Raw genomic sequence first — 21,664 nt, 5'->3', positions numbered from 1 at the left:
CCGATGAGGCCGCACCCCGCGTCCAGGGGGCGCGGACCCGCGGGGACTGGTCGCGCCCACGCGGCGGAGCCGCAAATCGATACAGCCCCGCGCCCCTAGGGGGTTGCGGCCGCCGCCGATGAGGCCGCACCCCACGTCCAGGGGTGCGGCCTCCCCGTGGCAACGACCGTGTCAGGTGAGCGTCACGGTGATGTTGCCGCGGGTCGCCTTCGAGTACGGGCAGACCTGGTGGGCCTGCTCAATGAGGGACTTGGCGGTCTCGGTGTCGACGTTCGGGATGTCGGCGGAGATCTCGACGATGATGCCGAAGCCGTCCTCGTTCTTGCCTATGCCGACCTTCGCGGTGACGGTCGAGCCGGAGATGTCGGCCTGCTCCTGGCGGGCGACGACGCCGAGGGCGCCCTGGAAGCAGGCGCTGTAGCCGGCCGCGAAGAGCTGCTCCGGGTTGGTGCCGGCGCCGCTGCCGCCCATCTCCTTGGGCGGGTTGACGACGACGTCGAGCTTGCCGTCGTCGGTGGCGACCCGGCCGTCGCGGCCGTTCTCGGCGGTGGCGACGGCCGTGTACAGGACGTCGGACTGCTGGATGGACATGCGGTGTCTTCTCCTTCTCGGTCCGCCGTGACTCGCGCCCACGATCGACGGCGGTTTCGGAAAGAAGTTATCGCATGCCGGAAATCAGCAGAAGAGGCGAGCCCATCGGACGGCTCAGAGCTTGACGATCATCTTTCCGGTGTTGTCGCCGCGCAGGACCCCGAGGAACGCCTCCAGGTTGTTCTCGATGCCCTCGACGACCGTCTCGCGGTACTTCAGCTCGCCGGCGGCCACCCAGGGGCCGACCTCGGAGACGAACTGCGACTGGAGGTCGTAGTGGTCGCCGACCAGGACGCCCTCGACGCGGAGCCGGTTCTGGAGGATCTTGACCATGTTGCGCGGGCCGGGGGCCGGCTCGGTCGAGTTGTACTGGGAGATCATGCCGCAGATCACGGCGCGGCCGCGGAGGTTGAGCGCGCCGATGGCGGCCTCCAGGTGCTCGCCGCCGACGTTGTCGAAGTAGACGTCGATGCCGTCCGGGGCGGCCTCCTTCAGCTGCTCCCAGACCGGGCCGTTCTTGTAGTTGAAGGCGGCGTCGAAGCCGTACTCCTCGACGAGGAGCTTGACCTTTTCGTCCGAGCCGGCCGAGCCGATGACCCGGGAGGCGCCCTTGAGCCTGGCGATCTGGCCGACCTGGCTGCCGACGGCGCCCGCGGCACCGGAGACGAAGACCGCGTCACCCTCCTTGAAGGCGCCGACCCGCAGCAGGCCCGCGTACGCGGTGAGGCCGGTCATGCCGAGAACGCCGAGGTAGGTGGAGAGCGGCGCGGCGTCCGGGTCGACCTTGACGGCGCTCTTCGCGTCCACGGCGGCGTACTCGCGCCAGCCGAGGAAGTGCAGGACGTGGTCGCCCACGGCGATGCCCTCGGCGTTGGACTCGACGACCTCGCCGACGGCGCCGCCCTGCATGACCTTGCCGAGCTCGAACGGGGCGACGTAGGACTTGGCCTCCGACATGCGGCCGCGCATGTACGGGTCGACGGAGAGGTACTTGTTGCGTACGAGCACCTGACCCTCGGCGGGGGTCGGCAGCTCGGCCTCCACCAGGGCGAAGTCATCGGCCTTGGGCCAGCCGACGGGGCGGGACAGGAGGTGCCATTCGCGGTTGATCATGGGGGGTGCCCTTCCGATGTACTGCGGGTGTGCCGCGCTGCAATTACTTCAGTAGATGAAACAACCATGCTCCTGAATATTTCAGGATGTCAAGTAACGGGGGTACCCTGAGAGCATGGCCACTACACCCGAAATTCGCCGCCCCGATGAGCTGACCCTCGAAGTCGTCGACCTCATCGGCTCCGTCGTGGCCCGCTACCACGAGGAGTACGAGGAGGCCGCCGCCGAGCACGCGCTCACCGGTGCGCAGGCGCGGCTGCTCAGCCTGCTGTCACTGGAGCCGCTGCCGATGCGGAAGCTGGCCCAGCGGCTGCGCTGCGAGCCGTCGAACGTGACCGGAATCGTGGACCGCCTGGAGACCCGTGGCCTGGTGGAGCGGCGCCCGGACCCGGCGGACCGCCGGGTGAAGCTGGCGGCCGCGACGGACGAGGGCCGGCAGGTGGCCCGCAGCCTGCGCGACTCCCTGCGGTTCGCCCGGGAGCCACTGGCGGGGCTGTCGGAGGAACAGCGACTGACCTTGCGGGATCTGCTGCGGCGGATGCTGGGCGTGGAGGTCTAGGGGTGGTCTAGGGGGTGTTTTGAAGGTCCCGGGCGCCGGGGGCGTGGGTTGCGGGGCGAGGGGCCCGGAGCGAGGATCGGTACGTGGTGTCGTACCGCTCGGGCAGCCATGAGGGGTCTGACGGGCGTGGCGGGCGGGTCGTCCCGGTGGGGGTGACTCCGGACGGTGACCCGGTGCTCGCCGCCCGGCTGACCGTGCCGACGGTTCCGGAGACGTTCGTGCGCAGGGAGCGGCTCGTCGAGCAGTTGGCCGAGGGGGCCGGACGGCCGCTGACCCTGGTCAACGGGCCCGCGGGGGCGGGCAAGACGCTGCTGGTCGCCGACCGGGTCGCGGCCTGCGAACCGGGGACCGTCGCCTGGCTGACCGTGGAGTCCCAGGACAGCGCGCCCGGTGTCTTCTGGTCGTACGTGTTGCACGCCCTGCGGCACCACGGGATCGCCGTGCCCGAGTACATCCGCGGCCCGGCCCGGCCCGGCGAGGTGGACCACTCACTGCTGGCCCGGCTCGCGGCCTGGCTGAACGGACGGGACAGCCGGGTGATCCTCGTCCTGGACGAGTTCGACCGGGTGGCCGGCTCCACCGCGGTCGCCGACGAGCTGCAGTTCGTGCTCCGGCACGCCGGCGACGGACTGCGCCTGGTGATCATCAGCCGTACCGAGCCGCTGCTGCCGCTGCACCGCTACCGGGCCGCCGGTGAGCTCGTCGACATCCGCGCCGACGACCTGGCGTTCCGCGCCGAGGAGACGGCCGCCCTGGTCGACCTGCACGGGCTGCCGCTGTCGGCCGAGGCCGCGCGCACGCTGACCGAGCGCACCGAGGGCTGGGCGGCGGGGCTGCGGCTGTGCGCCCTGGCCGCGCAGCGGGCCGCCGACCCGGAGAGCTTCCTGAACGACTTCGAGGCCGGCCACAGCACGGTGGCCGACTTCCTGCTGGGCGAGGTGCTGCGCGCCCACCCCGCCGAGACCCAGGACCTGCTGCTGCGCACCAGCATCCTGGAGAAGACCCACCCCGACCTGGCCAACGCCCTCACCGGGCGGGACGACGCGGAGCCGGTCCTGGAGACGCTGCAGCGGACGAACGCGTTCGTCGAGCCCCTCGGGCACTCCTGGTACCGGCTGCACTCGCTCTTCGCGGAGATCCTGCGGGTGCATCTGCGGGTGCGGCACCCGGGCCTGGAGCCAGAGCTGCACCGTACGGCCGCCGAGTGGCTGAGCCGGGCGGGCCTGCTCGACGAGGCGCTGCGGCACGCGGCGGACGCGGGTGACTGGGAGCTGGCCGCCGCCGAGCTCGTCGGCCATCTGGCGATCGGCCGGCTGCTGACCGGGCTGGCCGCCGAGCGGCTGGACGGTCTGTTCGCCCAGATGGCGCCGGAGGCGTCCGGCCCCGCGCCCGACCTGGTGCGCGCGGCGCGCGAGCTGGCCCACCACGACGTCGACCGGGGTGTCACGTATCTGCGGCGTGCGGAGGAGAACCTGCCGGAGCGCGGCACCGACGACGCGGCGGCCGTGCGGCTGAGCTGTGCGGTGCTGCGGGTGCTGGCCGCCCGGGTGGTGGGCTCGGCGGACCTGGCGGAGACGGCGGCGCGGGACGCGGCGGATGCGGAACAGGACCTGCCCGCCGACCGGTTGGAGCGCAGTCCGGAGCTGACGGCCCTGATGCTCACCGACCTCGGTTCGGCCCAGCTGTGGGCGGGCCGGTTCGACGCCGCGCGCGCCACGCTGTCCGCCGCGGTCGAAGCCGCCCAGGGGCTGCCGACGGCGTTCCCCCGGCACGAGGCGCTCGGCCGGCTGGCGCTGATCGACTACCTGCACGGCCGGCCCGGCCAGGCCGAGGCGCATGCCCGGGACGCCGTCGCCGAGGCGGAGCGTTCGGGGCTGCCGGTGTCGTACCGCACCGGGATGGCCCAGCTCGTGCTGGCCGCGGTCGCCGTCGACCGGTACGACCTGACGGCCGCCGAGGAGCACCTCGACCTGGCGGCCGCCACGTCCGCCGCCGCCCGCGATCCCCTCGTGGCCGTGGAGCTGGCGATCCTGCGCTCCCGGATGCTGGTCGCCAGGGGCGACTCCCGGGCGGCGCTGCCGGCCCTCGACGACATGACGCGGCAGCCCCTGGTCTCCGCCGAGCCCTCCCCGTGGGTGAGCGACCGTATCGCCATGGCGACGGCGGCGGCGCATCTGGCGGACGGTGATCCGAAGGCGGCCGTGAAGGTCTTCGAGGAACAGCCGCTGCACAGCCCGGAGAGCCGGGCGGCCGAGGCCCGGGCCCGGCTGGCAGCGGGCGACGGCGAACGGGCGCTGCGCATCCTCGACGGCCTCCCCGAGCCCCACGACCAGGGTCCGGCCGTCGACGTGTGGCTGCTGCTGACCCGTGCGCAGGTCGTCGAGGCGACCACCGGTGACTCGCCGGCCGCGGAGGGTCTGCTGCTGCGGGCCCTGGCGGCGGCCCGTCCGCATCAGCTGAGGCGGCCGTTCCTGGAGGCGGGGCCGTGGCTCGGCCGGCTGCTGCGGCGCCGGCCCGCGCTCGCCCGGGAACACACCTGGCTGACCGGCGCGCTCGCGCCACGGCCGGCGCCGGCCCCGCGGCGGGAGGAGCCCGCGCGCCCGCTCACGGAGCCGCTCAGCGCGCGGGAGCTGGACGTTCTGGAACGGCTGGCCCAGCTCATGTCCACCGAGGAGATCGCCGCCGACCTGCATCTGTCGGTCAACACGGTGAAGACCCACCTGAAGAGCATCTACCGCAAGCTCGCCGCGAGCCGGCGCGGCGAGGCCGTCCGCCGGGCCCGCGAACTGGGGCTGCTCTGACACACCCGGGCAGCTCTGACGTACCCGTACCCGGGCCGCTCTGCCGTACCCGGACCGCTCTGCCGTGTCACCTCGCCCGGGTGATGCCACCCCGCGCCCGGTCGCCCAGCATGAGGGCATGCGCTACGAGATCCGCGTCGACGGGGAGATGTCGGACGAGCTGGCCACGGCCTTCCCCGAGTTGAAGACGTCCGTCGTCCCCACCCAGACCGTGCTGTACGGCCCGGTCGACGACGAGGCGCATCTCTACGGCCTGTTGGTCCGGTTCCAGTCGCTGGGGCTGCGCGTGGCGGAGTTCCGCCGCATCCCGGACTGAGGGCGCGGGTATCCGGAGCGGTGTGGGCGCGGGTTCGCTCAGCCCGCGAGGACCTTCGCCTTGGCCTGCTCGTACTCGGCGTCGGTGATGTCGCCGTGGTCGTGCAGTCCGGCGAGCCTGGTCAGCTCGTCCACGCGGGTCGCCCGGGCCTCGTCGGTGGCCGGGGTCCCGGCGGCGGCCTCCTGGACGTAGGAGCGGAACGCCTGCTCCTGCCGCTGCATCTGGCGCACGTCGCGCTCGCCCATGCCACGGCCGCGGGCGATCAGGTAGACGAAGACGCCGAGGTACGGCAGCAGACAGACGAAGACCGTCCAGCCCGCCTTGGCCCCGCCGCCCATGGTGTCGTCCCGGAAGATGTCGCCGATGACCCGGAACAGCAGCACGAACCACATGACCCACAGGAAGAACCAGAGCATGGTCAGGAACGCGTTGAGCAGCGGATAGTCCACGGTGTCCTCCACTTGCCGGCCGCCATGGGGCCACGGCGGCGCTCGAAGCTGACGCTCTCCACGCTGCGCCTGTCGGCCCGGGACGGCATCACCCGCGGCGGGTGGGTGGCGTCGTGGGCCGGGGTGCGGTCGCCGGGGCGGCGGTCAGGCGAGGATCAGCACGATGAAGACCACGCAGACCACGATGTTGATCAGCCAGCTGTGTGTGTTCATCCAGTCCCGCACATGCGGCATGGCGGCGGTCGCCCTGCGGTGGAAGAGCAGCAGGGACAGCAGGGGCAGCGCGGCGATCAGCACGGTGGCGCCGATGAACGGCAGCGCCTCGGCGAAGTTCGCGTCCGCCTGGGCGAGGTTGGTGCCCACCGTCAGCATGACGACGATGTCCGACGGCATCAGCAGGATGACGAGCAGTCCGACCTTCAGCGCCCGCTTGGCGTCCGCCGACATCAGTGTGCCCAGCCATTTCGGGGGCTGGACGGTCTCCCGCCGGATCCAGTTCTTGAGGGCGGACGCCGCCAGGAGGCCGACCAGCACATACTGGATGATCTTGCCGGCGGAGCCGCCGTCGTCGGGGTCGCCCAGGTCGAACGCCGAGGCGAGGCCGAAGGTGATCGCGGTGCCGGCGGTGGCGGCGACGGCGACGCCGAGGAGGAAGCCGAGCGAGACGCGGACGGCCCGGGGTGCCGTGACGAAGATGATCGCCGACATGATCTGCGGGCCGATCATCATGGTCACGGCCAGGGGCAGCACGTTCAGACCGTCCACGTCCGCCTCCGCGTCGGATCGAAGGTCGCCGGGTCGCCGTGTCGTCGGGTCGCCGTGTCGTCGGGTCGTCGGGTCGTGGGGGGCGTCAAGTCCTCAGGTCGTCAGGACCTTGGACTTGGCCCGCTCGTACTCGGCGTCGGTGATGGCGCCCCGGTCGTGCAGCGCGGCCAGCCGGCCCAGTTCGTCCGCCTTGGTGCCCGGCGGCTTCGGCTCAGGTGCGGCGGCCTGCCGGACGTACGCCCGGAACGCCCGCTCCCGGTCCTGTGCGCGGTGGAGCTCCCGCTCGCCCATCCCGCGGCCGCGGACGACCAGGTAGGCGAGGACGCCGAGGAACGGCAGCACACACACCGCCAGCGTCCAGCCGGCCTTGCCCCAGCCGCTGAGCGCGTCGTCCCGGAAGATGTCGGCGACCACGCGGAACAGCAGCATCAGCCACATGATCCACACGAAGAACCAGAGCATGGTCCAGAACACGTCGAGCAGGGGGTAGTCCATGGTGTTCCCCCATCGCTAATCGGACATGGGGTCCTTCCGGACCACGCAGAGCGCCCAGATGATGAACGCGTACAGCGCGATCAGCGTGAGCGACCAGACCGGGTAGTACGGGATGGACAGGAAGTTGGCGATCAGCAGCAGGGCCGCGATGCCGACGCCGACGACCCTCGCCCATGTCTTCGCCGTGAACAGGCCGAAGCTCACGATCACGGCCAGCGCCCCGAACAGCAGGTTGATCCAGCCCCAGCTGGTCAGGTCGAACTTGAAGATGTAGTTGGGGGTGGTGACGTAGACGTCGTCCTCGGCGATCCCCATGATTCCCCGGAAGACATCGAGGATCCCGGCGATGAACAGCATCACTGCGGCGAACAGCGTCAGGCCGGTGGCGGCGGTCTGCGCCCCTTCCCGATGCTGGGGGCGACTGGTGGTGGCCATGGCGGCCTCCCTTTCCTCGACGGGCTGCGGCGCGCAGCCGTACACCCCGAGCCTGATCCACGAGGCGCCGTCCGTCGTCACCCCCGGCGGGTGAGGGCGCGTCGGCCGAGGTCACGCCGCCGGATCGGTGCGGGCGGTGACGCGGCCGTCGGCGACCGCGTCGGCCAGTTCCCGGTGATCGCGTTCGTTCTGGTCGGCGTAGGCCTCGGCGAACCGCACCAGCGCCCGGTCGAAGGTGTCGCGGCGGCCGAGGTAGGCGGCGATGGCGATCGGGTCGCCGGAGCGGGCGTGCGCCCGGGCCAGTGAGGCGCCGCACAGCCGGGCGAACAGGCCCAGGGTCCCGGGGTCCATGGTCTCGGGCCGGGCGATGCCCTTCCAGTCCCGCAACTGCCGTACGTAGAAGTCGCGTTCACGGCCGTCGATGCCGGTGACGTGCTCCCAGCCGAGGAAGATGTCGCTGGCGGCCTGCATCAGCCGTTGCCCGGTCACCACCCGCTCGCCCTGGTTCTGGAACGGGCTCGCCCCGCAGTAGGGCGCGAGGACCGACTCGCCGGCTTCCTTGGCCTGCAACAGGAGCGGGTCGCCGTCGTCGCGGCCGAGCAGCAGGATGATCCAGCAGCGGGTGCCGACGCTGCCGACCCCGACGACCTTCCGCGCCATGTCGACCACGTGGTACCGGCTCAGCAGGTGCCGCCGCTCGGAGGACAGGCTGGAGCGGTAGTCGTGGACGAGGGTGCGCAGCATCCGTGCCAGGTCCTCGCCCTCGGCGCCGGGCAGCAGCTCCGCGAGGCGGGTGATCAAGGGGGGATCGGAGACGATCCGGGGGGTGCCGTCCACGACACGGGTCAGCTTCGCGGCCGCCTGGAGGCTCGTCCGGCTGCGGGCCTTGGCCGCCGCGCGGGTGGCGCGCCGCTCGTCCTGCTTGCCGGGCCGCTCGGGCAGCAGCGCCGCGATCTGGTCGAAGTCGTCGCGCGCGTACCAGACGTCCAAGGTGGGTGTCCCGGCGAACTCCCGCATGCGCTCGCGGTAGGCCTCCACTCCGGCGCGCACGACCGTGGCGCACTGCCTCACCGGGAACCCGTTGGCCCGGCCGGCGATCACCAAGGACGCGGCGAGCCGCTTGACGTCCCACTCGAAGGGGCCCGGCAGGGTCTCGTCGAAGTCGTTGATGTCGAAGACGAGATGGCGTTCGGGCGAGGCGAGGAGCCGGAAGTTCAGCAGGTGGGCGTCTCCGCAGAGCTGGGCGTAGAGCCCGGTGTGCGGCCCCGCGCCCAGGTCGGAGGCCATGATCGCGGCGGCTCCCCGGTAGAAGCGGAACGGCGATTCGAGCATCCGGCCGTAGCGGACGGGGATCAGTTCGGGGACCCGGGTGGCGGACTGCCGCTCGATGATGTCGAGGGGGTCGGGCCGCTTCTGGTCGGGCTCGAAGAACGCGTGGGCGGAGCGCGGGACGCGGGCGCGCGCCTCCTTGCCGAGTGCCGCGCGCTCGTCCGGGGAGAGCGGACCGTCGGGCACAGGTGCGAGCGGGCTGTCGTACGTCGTCGCCATGACCGGACCTCCTTGCCCGCATGGTCACAGCGGCGCGCGGCGGCGGGATCACCCGGAGCAGGTGATGCGGGGCCGGGGCGCGGGCCATGGGATGCCCCTGTGGGCGGTACGCGCAAGCCCGTTCAGACCTCCGGCCCGGAGCACCCTCCCCGCGCCGGGGCTCGACGGTGGGCGGCCCGCCTGGCCCTGCTGGTCGCGGGCGGCGCGATCGCTCTGCTACTGACGGCCGCCGGGGGCAGGAGCCTGGCGCTGCTGGTCGTCGGCCTGGCGGGGCTCGCCGCCACCGTCGCCGCCCTGTGGTGGGCCCTCGCCCGGCACGGAGCGGCACGGGCCGTCTCCGCCGCGCTCGCCGCGCTGGTGCCGCTCGCGGTACTGGTGTCCTACGCCACGGTGGGCCTGCTGTGGGCCGTGCTGTCGGTCCTGGTGCTGTGGGCCCTGGCGATGCTGATCGGGCGGGCCGCCCTCGCCGCCGACATCGAGCCGGCCGGCCCCCGCCAGTACGCGACCCCACCGCCGCGATCGCCGTTCCTGATCATGAACCCCCGCTCCGGAGGCGGAAAGGTCGGCCGGTTCGACCTCGTGGCCAAGGCCCGGGCCCTGGGCGCCGAGGTCGCCGTGCTCGACCCCGCTCACCCGCAGGACGTCGCGGAGCTCGCCCGCCGGGCCGTGGCGCGGGGCGCGGATCTGCTGGGGGTGGCCGGCGGGGACGGCACCCAGGCGGAGGTGGCGGGCGTGGCCGCCGGGCACGGGCTGCCGTTCATGGTGATCAGCGCCGGGACCCGCAACCACTTCGCGAGGGACCTGGGCCTCGATCGCACCGATCCGTCGACGGGGCTCGCCGCCCTCACCGACGGGGTCGAACTCCGTCTCGACCTGGGCGTCATCGGTGAGCGTGTCTTCGTCAACAACGCGTCCTTCGGTGTGTACGCGGCCGTCGTGCAGAGCCCGGCCTACCGTGACGGCAAGGTGCCCACCATCCTGCGGGAGCTCCCGGAGCTGCTGACCCACCGGACCGGACCGCGGCTGACGGTGCGCGCGGGCGGCACGGTCATCGACGCGCCCCAGGCGGTCCTGGTCAGCAACAACCCCTACCAGCTGGGCGACGCCGCCGGACTCGGCCGGCGCGCACGGCTGGACTCCGGTGTCCTCGGCGTCCTCGGGGTCAACGTCGACAACGCGGCCCAGGCGGCCGGGCTGCTGCGCGGTCACCACGGGCGCGGGCTCACCACGCTGGCCGAGCACGAGGTGGTGGTCGACGCCGACGCCCCGGACATCCCGGTCGGCGTGGACGGCGAGGCCCTGCTGCTGCCCACACCGGTCACCTGCCGTATCTCGCCCGGCGTGCTGCGGGTCCGCGTGCCGCGCGACCGCCCGGGAGCACCCGGTACGAGGCCGACGGTGGACTGGCGGACGCTGGGCCGGCTGGCGTTCGGACGCGACGTTCCCGCAAGAGCTGACGACCCCGCGGATTCGCGGAAGTGAACGGTTTACGTGGTTACGTGCACCACCACAGGAACCGGTCGCACTCCGTCTCCGACGGCGAGGGGTCGGGGGTCGGGTCGGAGGTGGTCGGGTCGGCGGTGGGCGCCGGGGCCTCCGGCTCGGACGTCGGGGTGGGGGCCGAGGTCGCGCCGGAGCCGCCGCTGCCCGTCGTCGCGGACCGGCCGTCCTTGTCGGGGGTCTTGTCCTCGTCCTTCTTCTTGTCGTCGTCCTTCGGCGACTTCGAGGCCGAGGGGGACGACGAGGGCGACGACGACGGCGAGTTCCCGTCGGTCCTCGTCGCGCCGTCCTTCGCGTCGGGGGACGCGGTCACCTCTTCCGAGGCCGCGCCCTCCGCCGACTCGTCCCCGGCGGCCGCCGGCTTCGGGCTGGAGCCCGGGGCGTCCATGCCGAGTTCCGCGAGGCTCAGGCCCCCGGCGGCCAGGACGAACCCGGCGGCGATCAGCAGGGTCCGGCGACGGCGACGGCGGTGCGCGGCGGCCTTGCGATCGCGACGGCTGGCGCCGGCCGAACCGGACTCCTCGTCCAGGTCGCCGTCGTCCTCGTCGTCGTACTCGTCCTGCTCGTCCTGCTCGTCGTCCCCGGCGGCGTACTCGTCGCGCTCGTCGTGACCGCGTCTGCGGCCGCGCCGCTGCGCCGCCCGCCGCGCGGCCCGTCCGCCGACCGGCGCGACATCCGCGGCCTCGGCCGGGGTCTCCTCGCCGTGCGTCTCGGAGTGCGGTTCGGAGTGCGCCTCGGCATAGCGGTCGTCGTACTCGCCGCCCCCGTACTGCCCGTACTGCCCGTACTGCCCGGCGCCGGTCCCGTACTGCCCCTCGTACGCCGCGTACCCACCCGGAGCCCCCGCGGCCCCCACAGGTGCCTGCACTGGCCGCTCGGCCAGCTGCGGGTACACCTCGCCGGGCACACCCGCGCCCGTGTAGGCGCCCAGCTCGTCGATCGCGGCGCCGCACCCCGGGCAGGCGAGGGCGCCGTTCAGGTGCCGTTGGCACGGGTGGCAGTAGTCCATGACGCGGGAAGACTAGGGAACCCACACACACCTTTCCTAGCGACTGCTGTGAAGGTTGTGTGCGGAACTGACCTTTCCGGTTTGGTCGGTGGGGTCAAGCCCGGCCATTCGGTGCGATCCTCCGCGCCAGATCCGTACGCCAACGTAAGGTGGCCCGTCGCACGTTCGCCGTGCGACGGGCCACGTCGGGCCAAGTGCCGAGGTCCGGCCTATGTTTGCTTGCGTGCCGTCATCGCCCGCTGGATCAGGATGAACGCGCACAGCAGCACACCCGTGGCGATCTTCGTCCACCAGGAGCTGAGCGTGCCCTCGAACTGGATGATGCTCTTGATCAGGCCCAGCACGAGGACGCCGAACAGGGTGCCCAGGACGTAACCGGAGCCGCCCGTCAGCAGCGTGCCGCCGATGACGACCGCGGCGATCGCGTCGAGCTCCATGCCGACGGCGTGCAGCGGGTCACCGGACTGGATGTACAGCATGAACAGCAGGCCGGCCAGCGCCGAGCAGAAGCCGCTCACCGTGTACACGGCGATCTTCGTGCCGCCCAGCGGAAGCCCCATCAGCAGCGCCGACTGCTCGTTGCCGCCGATGGCGTACACCCGGCGGCCGAAGCGCGTGTAGTGGAGTATGTAGAAGGCGGCGGCGAGGACGACCAGGGCGACGACGGCACCGATCGACAGCTCCCCCAGTCCGAGCGGCACCCGGGTCTGCGCCATGCTGCTCACCGTGGAGTCGCTGATGGAGATGGACTCCTTGCTGATGACCAGGCAGAGGCCGCGGAAGAGGAAGAGGCCGGCGAGGGTCACGATGAACGGCTGGATCTCGAAGTTGTGGATCACATAGCCCATGAGGAAGCCACCGAACGCGCCCACGCCCAGGGCCAGCGGGATGACCAGCAGCAGCGGCAGGCCCTGACGCTCCACCAGCCATGCCGTGAACATGGTGGTGAAGCCGATCAGCGAACCGACGGACAGGTCGATGCCCCCGGACAGGATGACGAAGGTGGCGCCGACGGCGGCGACCAGCAGATAGCCGTTGTCGATGAACAGGTTGAGGAAGACCTGCGGTTCACCGAAGCCGTAGTTCTGGTAGCGGCTGAGACCGCCGATGTACATCGCGAGGAACAGGCCGGCCGTGACCAGGACGGGCAGCCGCCGGTCGCCGAGCAGACGCGCGGCCGTGGACGCCTGCGCCGGCGTGGACGGCGTACGGCCTTCCGCTGCCGTACGGGTCTTGGTGGTCGCGCTCATCGCGACACCTCCATCTTCGGGGCGGCGTCGGCCGGGGTGGCGGGCTCCGCCGGGGCGGTAACCCGGGCGCGTCCCTTCGCGCCGAAGACCTTGGCCCGGAACTTCGGGGACTGCAGCAGGCAGACGACGATGACGACGGCGGCCTTGAAGACCAGGTTGGTCTGGGTGGGCACGCCGATGGTGTAGATCGTGGTGGTCAGGGTCTGGATGACGAGGGCGCCGATCACGGTGCCGCCGATGGAGAACCGGCCGCCGAGCAGCGAGGTGCCGCCGATGACGACCGCGAGGATCGCGTCCAGCTCGATCCACAGGCCGGCGTTGTTGCCGTCCGCGGCAGAGGTGTTGGAGCTGATCATCAGCCCGGCGATGCCCGCGCACAGGGCGCAGAACATGTACACCATGATCTTGATGCGCATGGAGCGGATGCCGACCAGACGGCTGGCCTCGGCGTTGCCGCCGACCGACTCGACGAGCAGGCCGAGCGCCGTACGGCGGGTGAGGGCGACGGTGACGGCCACGACGGCGGCCACCACGAAGATGGAGAAGGGCAGGGTCAGCCAGTAGCCGCCGCCGATGAGCTTGTACGGCTCGCTGTTGATGGTGATGATCTGGCCGTCGGTGATCAGCTGGGCGACACCGCGTCCGGCGACCATGATGATGAGGGTCGCGATGATGGGCTGGATGCCCATCCGGGCGACCAGGAAGCCGTTCCACAGGCCGCAGACCACTGCCGCCACCAGGCCGATGCCCATGGCGAGGAAGACCCCGGCCAGCGCGTTCTGGTCGGCTTGGTCGCTGATGTACGAACAGGTCAGGGCGCCGGTGATGGCGACCACGGCGCCGACGGAGAGGTCGATGCCGCCGGTGGCGATGACCAGGGTCATGCCGACCGCCACGAGGATCAGCGGCGAGCCGAACAGCACGATCGAGACGAGGCTGCCGTAGAGGTGGCCGTCCGCCATCCGGATCGCGAAGAAGTCGGGTGTGAAGGGGACGTTGACGAGCAGCAGGGCGACCAGGACCGCGACCGGCCAGAACAGGTGATGGTGCGTCAGTGCTCGCCAGCGGGCGGGGGTGGTCGCTGATGGGGTGCTCACTGGTGCTCTCCGCTCGCGATGGTCTCCAGGATCCTGCTGGTGGTGATCTCCGGCCCGTTGGTCAGCTGCGCCACCAGCTTGCGGTCGCGCAGCACTCCGATGGTGTGGCTGAGGCGGAGCACCTCCTCCAGTTCGGCCGCGATGTACAGCACGGACATGCCGTCCTCGGAGAGGGAGACCACGAGCTTCTGGATCTCGGCCTTGGCGCCGACGTCGATGCCGCGCGTGGGCTCGTCGAGGATCAGCAGCTTCGGCTGGGTGATCAGCCAGCGGGCGAGCAGCACCTTCTGCTGGTTGCCGCCGCTCAACTGGCCTACGCGGGCCTCGGGGTTGGCGGGGCGGATGTCGAGGGCCTTGATGTACTTGGCGACGAGTTCGTCGCGCTGGGAGGCCGGGATGGGCCGGGTCCAGCCGCGGGACGCCTGGAGGGCGAGGATGATGTTCTCGCGCACCGTGAGGTCGGGGACGAGACCTTCGGTCTTGCGGTTCTCCGAGCAGAACGCGACCCCGGCGCCGATGGCGTCGTTGGGGGCGCTCATCGGGACCTGCTTGCCGACGATCGTCACCTTGCCGCTGTCGGGCTGGTCGGCGCCGAACAGCAGCCGGGCCAGTTCGGTGCGGCCCGAGCCGAGCAGTCCGGCGAGGCCGAGCACCTCGCCCTTCTTGATCTCCAGGTCGAACGGGGCGATACCGCCGGTGCGGCCGAGGCCCTCGGCCTTGACGAGCGTCTCGCCGACGTCGGAGCGCAGTTGGTGCTCGTGCAGCTCCTCCAGCTGGTCCAGGGCCTTGCCGATCATCAGCTCGATCAGCCCGACCTGGTCGAGGTCGGCCACCATGTGCTCGCCGACCAGGGTGCCGTTGCGCAGCACGGTCATGCGGTCGCAGATCTCGTAGATCTGGTCGAGGAAGTGCGACACGAAGAGGATCGCGACGCCCTCGTCCCTCAGCCGCCGCATCAGGCGGAACAGTTCGAGGACCTCGTCGCGGTCGAGGCTGGAGGTGGGCTCGTCCAGGACGAGCACCTTGGTGCCGGAGCCCTCGCCGTCGCTGTCGCCGTGGCCCACCGACCGTACGATCGCGACCAGTTGCTGCACGGCCAGCGGGTACGAGGACAGCGGCGCCGTCACGTCGATGTCGAGGCCGAGCCGGTCGACCATCTCCGCGGCCTGCTTGCGTATCTGCTTCCACTGGATGCGGCCGGCGCGGGTGGGTTCACGGCCGATGAAGATGTTCTCCGCCACCGAGAGGTTGGGGCAGAGGTTGACCTCCTGGTAGACCGTGCTGATGCCGGCGTGCTGCGCCTGCAGCGGGCTGCCGATCCGTACGGCCTTGCCGTCGAGGGTGATCGTGCCGCCGTCCAGGGGGTGGACGCCGGTCAGCACCTTGATGAGGGTGGACTTCCCGGCCCCGTTCTCGCCCATGAGGGCGTGGATCTCGCCGGGGAAGAGCCGGAAGTCGACGCCCGACAGAGCCCGTACCCCCGGAAACTCTTTGACAATGCCCGTCATCTCCAGGACGGGCCGCGGCTCTGCCATGGCAGCGCTCCTCTTGAAATGCGTTCAGGCCCGCAGGGAGCCTCCCGGGACCGGATGGTCGCCGGTCGGCCGGAGACTCCCTGCCGGTGGGTGCGGTCGGTCAGTACTTGCGGGTGGGGAGCGCGTCCTTGGCCTGGTCCTGCATGAAGTCGCTCTCCTTGGTCTTGATCCAGCGCTCGACCTTGCCGCCCTCGTGGACCGTCTTCACGACCTCCATCAGCTGGGGGCCGAGCAGCGGGTTGCACTCGACGATGGCGTTGATCTTGCCTTCGGACATGGCGATGAAGCCGTCCTTCACACCGTCGACCGTGACGATGAGGATGTCCTTGCCGGGCTTCTTGCCGGCCGCCTCGATGGCCTGGATGGCGCCGAGGCCCATGTCGTCGTTGTGCGCGAACAGCACGTCGATGTCCGGGTTGGACTGCAGGAAGGCCGCCATGACCTGCTTGCCGCCGGCCCGGGTGAAGTCACCGGTCTGGCTGACGACGATCTCCCAGTCGTCCTTGTGCTCGGCGTCCATGACCTCCTTGAAGCCCTTGGCGCGCTCGATCGCGGGGGCGGCACCGGTGGTGCCCTCCAGCTGGGCGATCTTCACCTTGCCCTTGTGGCCGGCCTTCTGAAGGACCTTCTCCAGGATCTTGGCGGCGCGGCGGCCCTCGTCGGTGAAGTCGGAGCCGACCAGGGCGACGAACAGGGACTCGTCGCTCTCCACGGACCGGTCGGTCAGGACGACCGGGATCTTCGCCGACTGGGCCTCCTTGAGCACGGCGTCCCAGCCGGTGACGACCACCGGCGAGAAGGCGATGACGTCCACCTTCTGCGCGATGAAGCTGCGGATCGCGGAGATCTGGTTCTCCTGCTTCTGCTGCGCGTCGGAGAACTGCAGCTTGTAACCGGCCTCCTTGGCGGCCGACTTCACCGAGTCGGTGTTGGCGGTGCGCCAGCCGCTCTCGGAGCCGACCTGGGAGAAGCCGAGGGTGATCGTCTTGCTGCCGCCGGAGGAGGAGCCCGTGGAGGAGCCGTCTTCCTTGGCGCAGGCCGCCAGGCCCGCCGTGGCCGCCACGCCGACCGCCGCGGTGAGGAAGTTCCGTCTGTTGAGCATGTCTTCTCCTTCGAAGAGCCGGTCCGGGGACGGACCGCTGGTACGCGGTACTCGGTACTCAGCACTCGGTGAGTGCTCGTGTGGACAGGCTGCACTGCGTCCAGCCTGTCGATCATCGTTCGAAATATCGGGCACGCTTGCTCAAAGGGCGACAAGCGACCGGGTGGTACGGCGTCAGCCGGGAGCGACTCCAGGCTGAGGCAGGTACGGGAACGTGCTTGCGCGGACGACGAGTTGGGGTTCGATGGAGACCTGGGACGCCCCGGAGGGGGTACGGCCCTCGATCAGGTCCAGCAGCAGGGCGATGCTCCGCTTGCCCACCGTCGCGAAGTCCTGCCGGACGGTGGTGAGCGGCGGGGCGAAGAACTCCGACTCCGGAATGTCGTCGAAGCCGGCCACCGCGACGTCCTGGGGCGTACGCACGCCCGCCTCACGCAGCGCCCTCAACACCCCCAGTGCCATCTGGTCGTTGGCCACGAAGACGGCGGTCAGGCCGCGCCCCACCCAGCCCGCCAGTTCCTGGCCGGCCCGGTAGCCCGACAGCGGGCTCCAGTCCCCCCGCAGCAGCATCGGCGGTTCCACGTCCGCCTCCGCGAGGGCCGCCCGCCAGCCCTCGACCCGGTCCACCGCCTCCTGCCAGTCCTCGGGCCCGGCGAGATGCCAGACCCTGCGGTGGCCCGCGGCGAGCAGATGGCCGGTGGCCAGCCGTGCGCCCAGATTCTGGTCCACGTTGACGCTGGGGACCCCGGCGCCCGAGCCGGTGCCCACGGCCACCACCGGGAACGGGTGGCGGAGTTCGGCGAGAGCCTCGACCGCCGACCGCTGCGGGGCGATGGCGACGACCCCCTCCACGCCGCCCTCACTGAGGCGGTCCAGGGCCTCGGACAGCGTCTTGACCGTCAGCCTGCGCAGACTGACCGTCGAGACCAGATAGCCCTCGGCACGTGCGGCCTCCTCCAGCGCGAACAACGTACTGGCCGGACCGTAGAGCGTGGTGTTGGAGGCGACCACGCCCAGGGTGCGGGTGCGCCGGGTCGCCAGGGCCCGTGCGGAGAAGTTGCGGCGGTAGCCCATCTCCTCGATGGCGCGCAGCACCTTGGCCCGTGTCTCGTCCCGCACGTTGGGGTGGTCCCCCAGCACGCGGGACACGGTCTGGTGGGACACACCGGCCTGGCGTGCCACGTCGGCCATGGTGGGCGGCCGAAGCTGCGAGTGGGTCACAGCCGCACCTCCTTGGCGGTCGCCTGCCGATAAGACCTGCACCGAGGGCCGATGGTTCGGCGCGGGCCGCGTCATGCCGATGTTCCCGAAAGGCCAACGGCACGGGCCGGGAAGGCGAGTTGAAGCACTGCTGACACGACGCTCGTACCTCCTTGCATGCCGTCGGGGTCGACTGGTGAATGCGGACGTCATTGTGAGCGCTAACAATTCATGCCGGTCAAGGGGGCTGCGACAGAGAAGTCGTCACGGTTGAATAACGCGACGAGCGGCGAAGGCCGCGGGATCGATGGCGTTTCACCTGGTCAGGAGCGCTCCGAGCACCCACCATGGGAGACATGCACGCGCCTTCGACGAGCCCGGCACCCCGCGTGGCACACCCCGTCCCATCCGCCTCGCCGGCCGTCTCCGCCGCCAGTGCGAAACCGTTGTTTGTAGACCCATTGACACTCGCATGTGGTCGTCCCTACTGTCGCGATCAGCATTTCGAACGAGTGCCGAAATTTCGAACAACCGAACAGACCGAACAGATCGAAGAGGACAGGGAGTACCGTGCGCATCACGGGAATCAGCACACACGTGGTCGGAACGCCGTGGCGGAACCTGACCTACGTCCAGGTGCACACCGACGAGGGACTCACCGGCGTCGGCGAGACCCGCATGCTGGGCCACACCGACGCACTGCTCGGCTATCTGCACGAGGCGAAGACCAACCACATTCTCGGCTCCGACCCGTTCGCTGTCGAGGATCTCGTCAAGCGGATGAAGTACGGCGACTACGGCCGGGCCGGCGAGATCGTGATGTCCGGCATCGCCGTGATCGAGATGGCCTGCTGGGACATCAAGGGCAAGGCGCTGGGCGTGCCGGTCTGGCAGCTGCTCGGCGGCAAGGTCACCGACAAGGTCAAGGCGTACGCCAACGGCTGGTACACCACCGAGCGGACGCCCGAGGCGTACCACAAGGCGGCCCAGGGGGTCATGGAGCGCGGTTACCGGGCGCTCAAGATCGACCCGTTCGGGACCGGCCACTTCGAGCTCGACCACGAGCAGAGCCTCTACGCGGTCTCCCTGATCGAGGCCGTGCGCGACGCCATCGGCCCGGACGCCGAGCTGATGCTGGAGATGCACGGCCGGTTCTCCCCCGCCACGGCCGTCCGCCTGGCCAAGGAGCTGGCGCCCTTCAAGCCCGCGTGGCTGGAGGAGCCGGTGCCGCCGGAGAACCTGAAGGCGCTGGAGAAGGTCGCCGCCAAGGTCGACATGCCGGTCGCCACGGGTGAGCGCATCCACGACCGCATCGAGTTCCGGGAGCTCTTCGAGAGCCAGGCCGTGGACATCATCCAGCCGGACGTCGGCCACATCGGCGGCATCTGGGAGACCCGCAAGCTGGCCGCCACCGCCGAGACGCACTACATGCTGGTCGCGCCCCACAACGTGGGCGGGCCCGTGCTGACCGCCGCCTCCCTCCAGGTCGGCTTCACCGCCCCCAACTTCAAGATCCTTGAGCACTTCAACGACTTCGCGGACGCGGAGATCAAGAAGGTGATCAAGGGCGCCCCCCAGGTGAACCCGGAGGACGGCTGCTTCCACCTCTCCCACGAGCCCGGTCTCGGTGTGGAGCTGGACGTCGACGCCGCCGCGGAGTTCCCGCAGCAGCAGGCCCGGTTCGACCTGTGGGCCGACGGCTGGGAGCAGCGCAAGCCCAAGGGCACCGTGTGAGCGCCCACACCCGTCGGCCCGGCCCCAGGGAGTCCCAGTGAGCACCGCCGTCGTGATCGAGGCCCCGGGCGAGCACCGGCTCGTCCCGCACGAGCCCCGGCAGCCGGAAGCGGGCGAGGCCCTGGTCCGGGTGCACGCCTCGGGGATCTGCGGCAGTGACCGCGAGGTCTTCCAGGGCAACCGGCCGGAGGGGTACGTCCGCTATCCGCTCACGCCGGGCCACGAGTGGTCCGGGACGGTGGCGGCGGTCGGCGACGGCGTCCCCTCGGGCCTGGTGGGCCGCAAGGTCGTGGGCGAGGGCTTCAGGAACTGCCAGGTCTGCGACCGCTGCCACGCGGGCGAGACGACGCTGTGCACGGCGGGCTACGAGGAGACCGGCTTCACCCAGCCGGGCGCCATGGCCCCCACGCTCACGCTTCCGGCCCGGCTGCTGCACGTGCTGCCGGACGACGCGGATCTGACGGCGGCGGCGCTGCTGGAGCCGGCCGCGTGCATCGCGGCCGCCGCGCTCAAGGCGAAGGCGGTGCCGGGCGAGCGGGTGGCCGTGGTGGGCACCGGCACGCTCGGGATGTTCGCCGTTCAGTTCCTGAAGGCGGGTTCGCCGGCCGAGCTGCTCGTCGTGGGGACGCGTCCGGACCGGGCCGAGCTGTCGAAGCGGTTCGGCGCGACGGACTTCCGCACCAAGGACGAGGAACTGCCCGGCGACTTCGACGTCGTCATCGAGACCGCCGGGTCCGCGGACGCGGCGCGCACCGCCGCCGCCCTGCTGCGCCGCGGTGGACGGCTGATCCTGACGGGCATCCCGGCGCCGGGCGCCGACGGGCTCGACCCGACCGATCTCGTCGTGCGGCAGCTGGAGGTGCAGACCGTGTTCGGCGCGGCACCGGATGCCTGGGCGCACACCGTGCGGGTCTTCGGCGCCGGCCTCCTCGACCCGCTCCCGTTGGTCACGCACGAACTGCCGCTGGAGGAGTTCCCGCAGGCCATCGAGTTGGTGGGGTCCGGCGACCCGAAGGTCGGAAAGGTCCTGCTGCGGCCGTGACACACCCCTGAGCCGTACGCCGGTACGGGGTACCTGACGACTTCGTACCGGCGTACACCCAACGCCCCGCGCGACCAGAGCCGCGACCATCGTCCGAAATATCGAACAGAAGGACAGCTTGTGACCGACACCCACGCCCCGACGCCGCGCCGCCCCGGCGAGCAGGCGCTCGCCGCACTCGGCCTGGAGGCGCCCGCCCTCGACCCCTCCGACGCCTCTCCGCACACCTTCCCCGGCGGAGGCCGCTGGCGCACCGAGGTTCCCTCCGTGGAGGGCCCCGAGGCGCTCGCCGTGGTCCTCAAGGAGTCTTCGCGGCTCGATGTGCCGGTCCACCGGATCAGCCAGGGCAGCGGCATCTGGATGCTCACCGACGCCGAGATCACCGAGATGGTGGAGGCGACCGCCGAGCGCGACATCGAGCTCTGCCTGTTCACCGGCCCGCGCGGCACCTGGGACATCGGCGGCTCCACCCGTACCGACTCCAAGGGCGCCGGACTGCGCGCCCGGGGCCACGACGCGGTGGCCGGGTGCGTCGAGGACGCCGTCAGGGCCACGGAGTTGGGCGTCAAGTGCCTGCTCGTCGCCGACGAGGGCGTGCTGTGGGCGCTGCACCGGGCGCGCACCGCCGGGATCATCCCGGCCGACACGACGCTGAAGGTGAGCGCGCTGATCGGCCCCGTCAACCCGGCCGCGTACGCGGTGTACGAGAACCTCGGCGGCGACTCGATCAACGTGCCGAGCGACCTGACGCTCGACCACCTCACCGAGATACGGCGGGTCTCCGCCGCCCCGATGGACATGTACATCGAGGCCCCGGACGATCTCGGCGGCTACATCCGGATGTACGAGGTCGCCGAGCTGATCCGGCGCGGCGCACCGCTCTACTTGAAGTTCGGGCTCTCCAAGGCCCCGGGGATCTATCCCTACGGGCACCACATGAGGGACCTGACGCTGGCCACCGCCAAGGAACGCGTGCGGCGCGGACGCCTGGCGTTGGACCTGCTCGCACGGCACGGAGCCGACGGCGACATGGCGCCTCTCGGTTCACGGCTGCCCGGGACGCTGAAGAGATTCGAAACTCCCGCATAACGTTCCGGACAAACCCCCTTCACAGAAGACGACG

20 protein-coding genes are annotated in these 21,664 nt (G+C 71.1%); 7 read left to right on the top strand and 13 right to left on the bottom strand.

Annotation, left to right across the window (positions count from 1 at the left end; translation table 11 throughout):
• Positions 1 to 171: 171 nt before the first annotated feature.
• Complete coding sequence (locus AQJ67_RS39300) at positions 172 to 591, bottom strand: organic hydroperoxide resistance protein (protein ID WP_062724285.1); 420 nt, start codon at positions 589 to 591, stop codon at positions 172 to 174.
• A gap of 114 nt (positions 592 to 705) precedes the next feature.
• The gene (locus AQJ67_RS39295; protein WP_062724284.1) at positions 706 to 1,704 is read right to left on the bottom strand and encodes an NADP-dependent oxidoreductase; all 999 of its coding nucleotides are present in this window, start codon (positions 1,702 to 1,704) and stop codon (positions 706 to 708) included.
• Between the two features lie 115 nt (positions 1,705 to 1,819).
• Between AQJ67_RS39295 and AQJ67_RS39290 the strand changes: the two genes are divergently transcribed.
• The 3 genes from AQJ67_RS39290 (at position 1,820) to AQJ67_RS39280 (ending at position 5,380) form a co-directional block, all read left to right on the top strand.
• Entirely contained in the window at positions 1,820 to 2,263 is a 444-nt protein-coding gene (locus AQJ67_RS39290; protein WP_062724283.1) for a MarR family winged helix-turn-helix transcriptional regulator, read from the top strand.
• An 83-nt stretch (positions 2,264 to 2,346) separates the two neighbouring features.
• On the top strand, positions 2,347 to 5,064 hold the full coding sequence (locus AQJ67_RS39285) for a helix-turn-helix transcriptional regulator (RefSeq protein WP_244190749.1): 2,718 nt from the start codon (positions 2,347 to 2,349) through the stop codon (positions 5,062 to 5,064).
• A 118-nt stretch (positions 5,065 to 5,182) separates the two neighbouring features.
• Positions 5,183 to 5,380 (top strand): hypothetical protein, encoded by a 198-nt coding sequence (locus AQJ67_RS39280; protein ID WP_062724281.1) that lies wholly within the window; start codon positions 5,183 to 5,185, stop codon positions 5,378 to 5,380.
• Positions 5,381 to 5,418: 38 nt separating this feature from the next.
• On the opposite strand, the gene AQJ67_RS39275 is transcribed toward AQJ67_RS39280, so the two are convergent.
• From AQJ67_RS39275 to AQJ67_RS39255, 5 genes are all read right to left on the bottom strand, one after another.
• Positions 5,419 to 5,796: an SHOCT domain-containing protein gene (locus tag AQJ67_RS39275; protein ID WP_062724332.1), complete on the bottom strand. Its 378-nt coding sequence runs from the start codon at positions 5,794 to 5,796 to the stop codon at positions 5,419 to 5,421.
• A gap of 177 nt (positions 5,797 to 5,973) precedes the next feature.
• Positions 5,974 to 6,594 carry a GAP family protein gene (locus AQJ67_RS39270; protein WP_079056465.1) on the bottom strand — a complete coding sequence of 207 codons (621 nt, stop codon included), beginning with the start codon at positions 6,592 to 6,594 and terminating at the stop codon, positions 5,974 to 5,976.
• A 93-nt stretch (positions 6,595 to 6,687) separates the two neighbouring features.
• On the bottom strand, positions 6,688 to 7,089 hold the full coding sequence (locus AQJ67_RS47285) for an SHOCT domain-containing protein (protein ID WP_062724280.1): 402 nt from the start codon (positions 7,087 to 7,089) through the stop codon (positions 6,688 to 6,690).
• 15 nt (positions 7,090 to 7,104) lie between these two features.
• On the bottom strand, positions 7,105 to 7,524 hold the full coding sequence (locus AQJ67_RS47280; RefSeq protein WP_062724330.1) for a DUF7144 family membrane protein: 420 nt from the start codon (positions 7,522 to 7,524) through the stop codon (positions 7,105 to 7,107).
• Between the two features lie 111 nt (positions 7,525 to 7,635).
• Entirely contained in the window at positions 7,636 to 9,072 is a 1,437-nt protein-coding gene (locus AQJ67_RS39255; protein ID WP_062724279.1) for a DUF2252 domain-containing protein, read from the bottom strand.
• Between the two features lie 99 nt (positions 9,073 to 9,171).
• Between AQJ67_RS39255 and AQJ67_RS39250 the strand changes: the two genes are divergently transcribed.
• Complete coding sequence (locus AQJ67_RS39250; protein ID WP_062724278.1) at positions 9,172 to 10,554, top strand: diacylglycerol/lipid kinase family protein; 1,383 nt, start codon at positions 9,172 to 9,174, stop codon at positions 10,552 to 10,554.
• A gap of 13 nt (positions 10,555 to 10,567) precedes the next feature.
• On the opposite strand, the gene AQJ67_RS44535 is transcribed toward AQJ67_RS39250, so the two are convergent.
• The 6 genes from AQJ67_RS44535 to AQJ67_RS39220 form a co-directional block, all read right to left on the bottom strand.
• A complete protein-coding gene (locus tag AQJ67_RS44535; protein WP_063807415.1) occupies positions 10,568 to 11,581 on the bottom strand; it encodes an SCO2400 family protein in 1,014 nt (337 codons plus the stop codon).
• 209 nt (positions 11,582 to 11,790) lie between these two features.
• Positions 11,791 to 12,831 carry a galactofuranose ABC transporter, permease protein YjfF gene (gene yjfF, locus AQJ67_RS39240; protein ID WP_062724277.1) on the bottom strand — a complete coding sequence of 347 codons (1,041 nt, stop codon included), beginning with the start codon at positions 12,829 to 12,831 and terminating at the stop codon, positions 11,791 to 11,793.
• On the bottom strand, positions 12,828 to 13,928 hold the full coding sequence (locus AQJ67_RS39235; RefSeq protein ID WP_062724276.1) for an ABC transporter permease: 1,101 nt from the start codon (positions 13,926 to 13,928) through the stop codon (positions 12,828 to 12,830). Before AQJ67_RS39235 ends, yjfF begins: the two co-directional genes overlap by 4 nt.
• Positions 13,925 to 15,463: a sugar ABC transporter ATP-binding protein gene (locus tag AQJ67_RS39230; RefSeq protein ID WP_062724275.1), complete on the bottom strand. Its 1,539-nt coding sequence runs from the start codon at positions 15,461 to 15,463 to the stop codon at positions 13,925 to 13,927. Before AQJ67_RS39230 ends, AQJ67_RS39235 begins: the two co-directional genes overlap by 4 nt.
• Positions 15,464 to 15,563: 100 nt before the next feature.
• Positions 15,564 to 16,565 (bottom strand): ABC transporter substrate-binding protein, encoded by a 1,002-nt coding sequence (locus AQJ67_RS39225; protein WP_062724274.1) that lies wholly within the window; start codon positions 16,563 to 16,565, stop codon positions 15,564 to 15,566.
• Positions 16,566 to 16,739: 174 nt separating this feature from the next.
• Positions 16,740 to 17,786, bottom strand: a complete 1,047-nt coding sequence (locus tag AQJ67_RS39220; RefSeq protein WP_062724273.1) for a LacI family DNA-binding transcriptional regulator — start codon at positions 17,784 to 17,786, stop codon at positions 16,740 to 16,742.
• A gap of 549 nt (positions 17,787 to 18,335) precedes the next feature.
• Between AQJ67_RS39220 and AQJ67_RS39215 the strand changes: the two genes are divergently transcribed.
• From AQJ67_RS39215 to AQJ67_RS39205, 3 genes are all read left to right on the top strand, one after another.
• A complete protein-coding gene (locus AQJ67_RS39215) occupies positions 18,336 to 19,499 on the top strand; it encodes a mandelate racemase/muconate lactonizing enzyme family protein (RefSeq protein WP_062724272.1) in 1,164 nt (387 codons plus the stop codon).
• A gap of 37 nt (positions 19,500 to 19,536) precedes the next feature.
• Positions 19,537 to 20,541 (top strand): zinc-dependent alcohol dehydrogenase, encoded by a 1,005-nt coding sequence (locus AQJ67_RS39210; protein WP_062724271.1) that lies wholly within the window; start codon positions 19,537 to 19,539, stop codon positions 20,539 to 20,541.
• A gap of 120 nt (positions 20,542 to 20,661) precedes the next feature.
• Positions 20,662 to 21,630, top strand: coding sequence for a glycosyltransferase family protein (locus AQJ67_RS39205; protein WP_062724270.1), 969 nt, complete (start codon positions 20,662 to 20,664; stop codon positions 21,628 to 21,630).
• The last annotated feature ends 34 nt before the right edge of the window (positions 21,631 to 21,664 follow it).

It is taken from the genome of Streptomyces caeruleatus (assembly GCF_001514235.1).
GTDB classification, from domain to species: domain Bacteria; phylum Actinomycetota; class Actinomycetes; order Streptomycetales; family Streptomycetaceae; genus Streptomyces; species Streptomyces caeruleatus.
This window is presented reverse-complemented; position numbering and strand designations above follow the sequence as displayed.

Excerpts from the sequence above, each read along its gene's own strand:
- AQJ67_RS39300 (WP_062724285.1), bottom strand. The coding sequence starts at position 591 with ATGTCCATCCAGCAGTCCGACGTCCTGTACACGGCCGTCGCCACCGCC.
- AQJ67_RS39295 (WP_062724284.1), bottom strand. The coding sequence starts at position 1,704 with ATGATCAACCGCGAATGGCACCTCCTGTCCCGCCCCGTCGGCTGGCCC.
- AQJ67_RS39290 (WP_062724283.1), top strand. The coding sequence starts at position 1,820 with ATGGCCACTACACCCGAAATTCGCCGCCCCGATGAGCTGACCCTCGAA.
- AQJ67_RS39280 (WP_062724281.1), top strand. The coding sequence starts at position 5,183 with ATGCGCTACGAGATCCGCGTCGACGGGGAGATGTCGGACGAGCTGGCC.
- AQJ67_RS39275 (WP_062724332.1), bottom strand. The coding sequence starts at position 5,796 with ATGCTCTGGTTCTTCCTGTGGGTCATGTGGTTCGTGCTGCTGTTCCGG.
- AQJ67_RS47285 (WP_062724280.1), bottom strand. The coding sequence starts at position 7,089 with ATGGACTACCCCCTGCTCGACGTGTTCTGGACCATGCTCTGGTTCTTC.
- AQJ67_RS47280 (WP_062724330.1), bottom strand. The coding sequence starts at position 7,524 with ATGGCCACCACCAGTCGCCCCCAGCATCGGGAAGGGGCGCAGACCGCC.
- AQJ67_RS39255 (WP_062724279.1), bottom strand. The coding sequence starts at position 9,072 with ATGGCGACGACGTACGACAGCCCGCTCGCACCTGTGCCCGACGGTCCG.
- AQJ67_RS44535 (WP_063807415.1), bottom strand. The coding sequence starts at position 11,581 with ATGGACTACTGCCACCCGTGCCAACGGCACCTGAACGGCGCCCTCGCC.
- yjfF (WP_062724277.1), bottom strand. The coding sequence starts at position 12,831 with ATGAGCGCGACCACCAAGACCCGTACGGCAGCGGAAGGCCGTACGCCG.
- AQJ67_RS39230 (WP_062724275.1), bottom strand. The coding sequence starts at position 15,463 with ATGGCAGAGCCGCGGCCCGTCCTGGAGATGACGGGCATTGTCAAAGAG.
- AQJ67_RS39225 (WP_062724274.1), bottom strand. The coding sequence starts at position 16,565 with ATGCTCAACAGACGGAACTTCCTCACCGCGGCGGTCGGCGTGGCGGCC.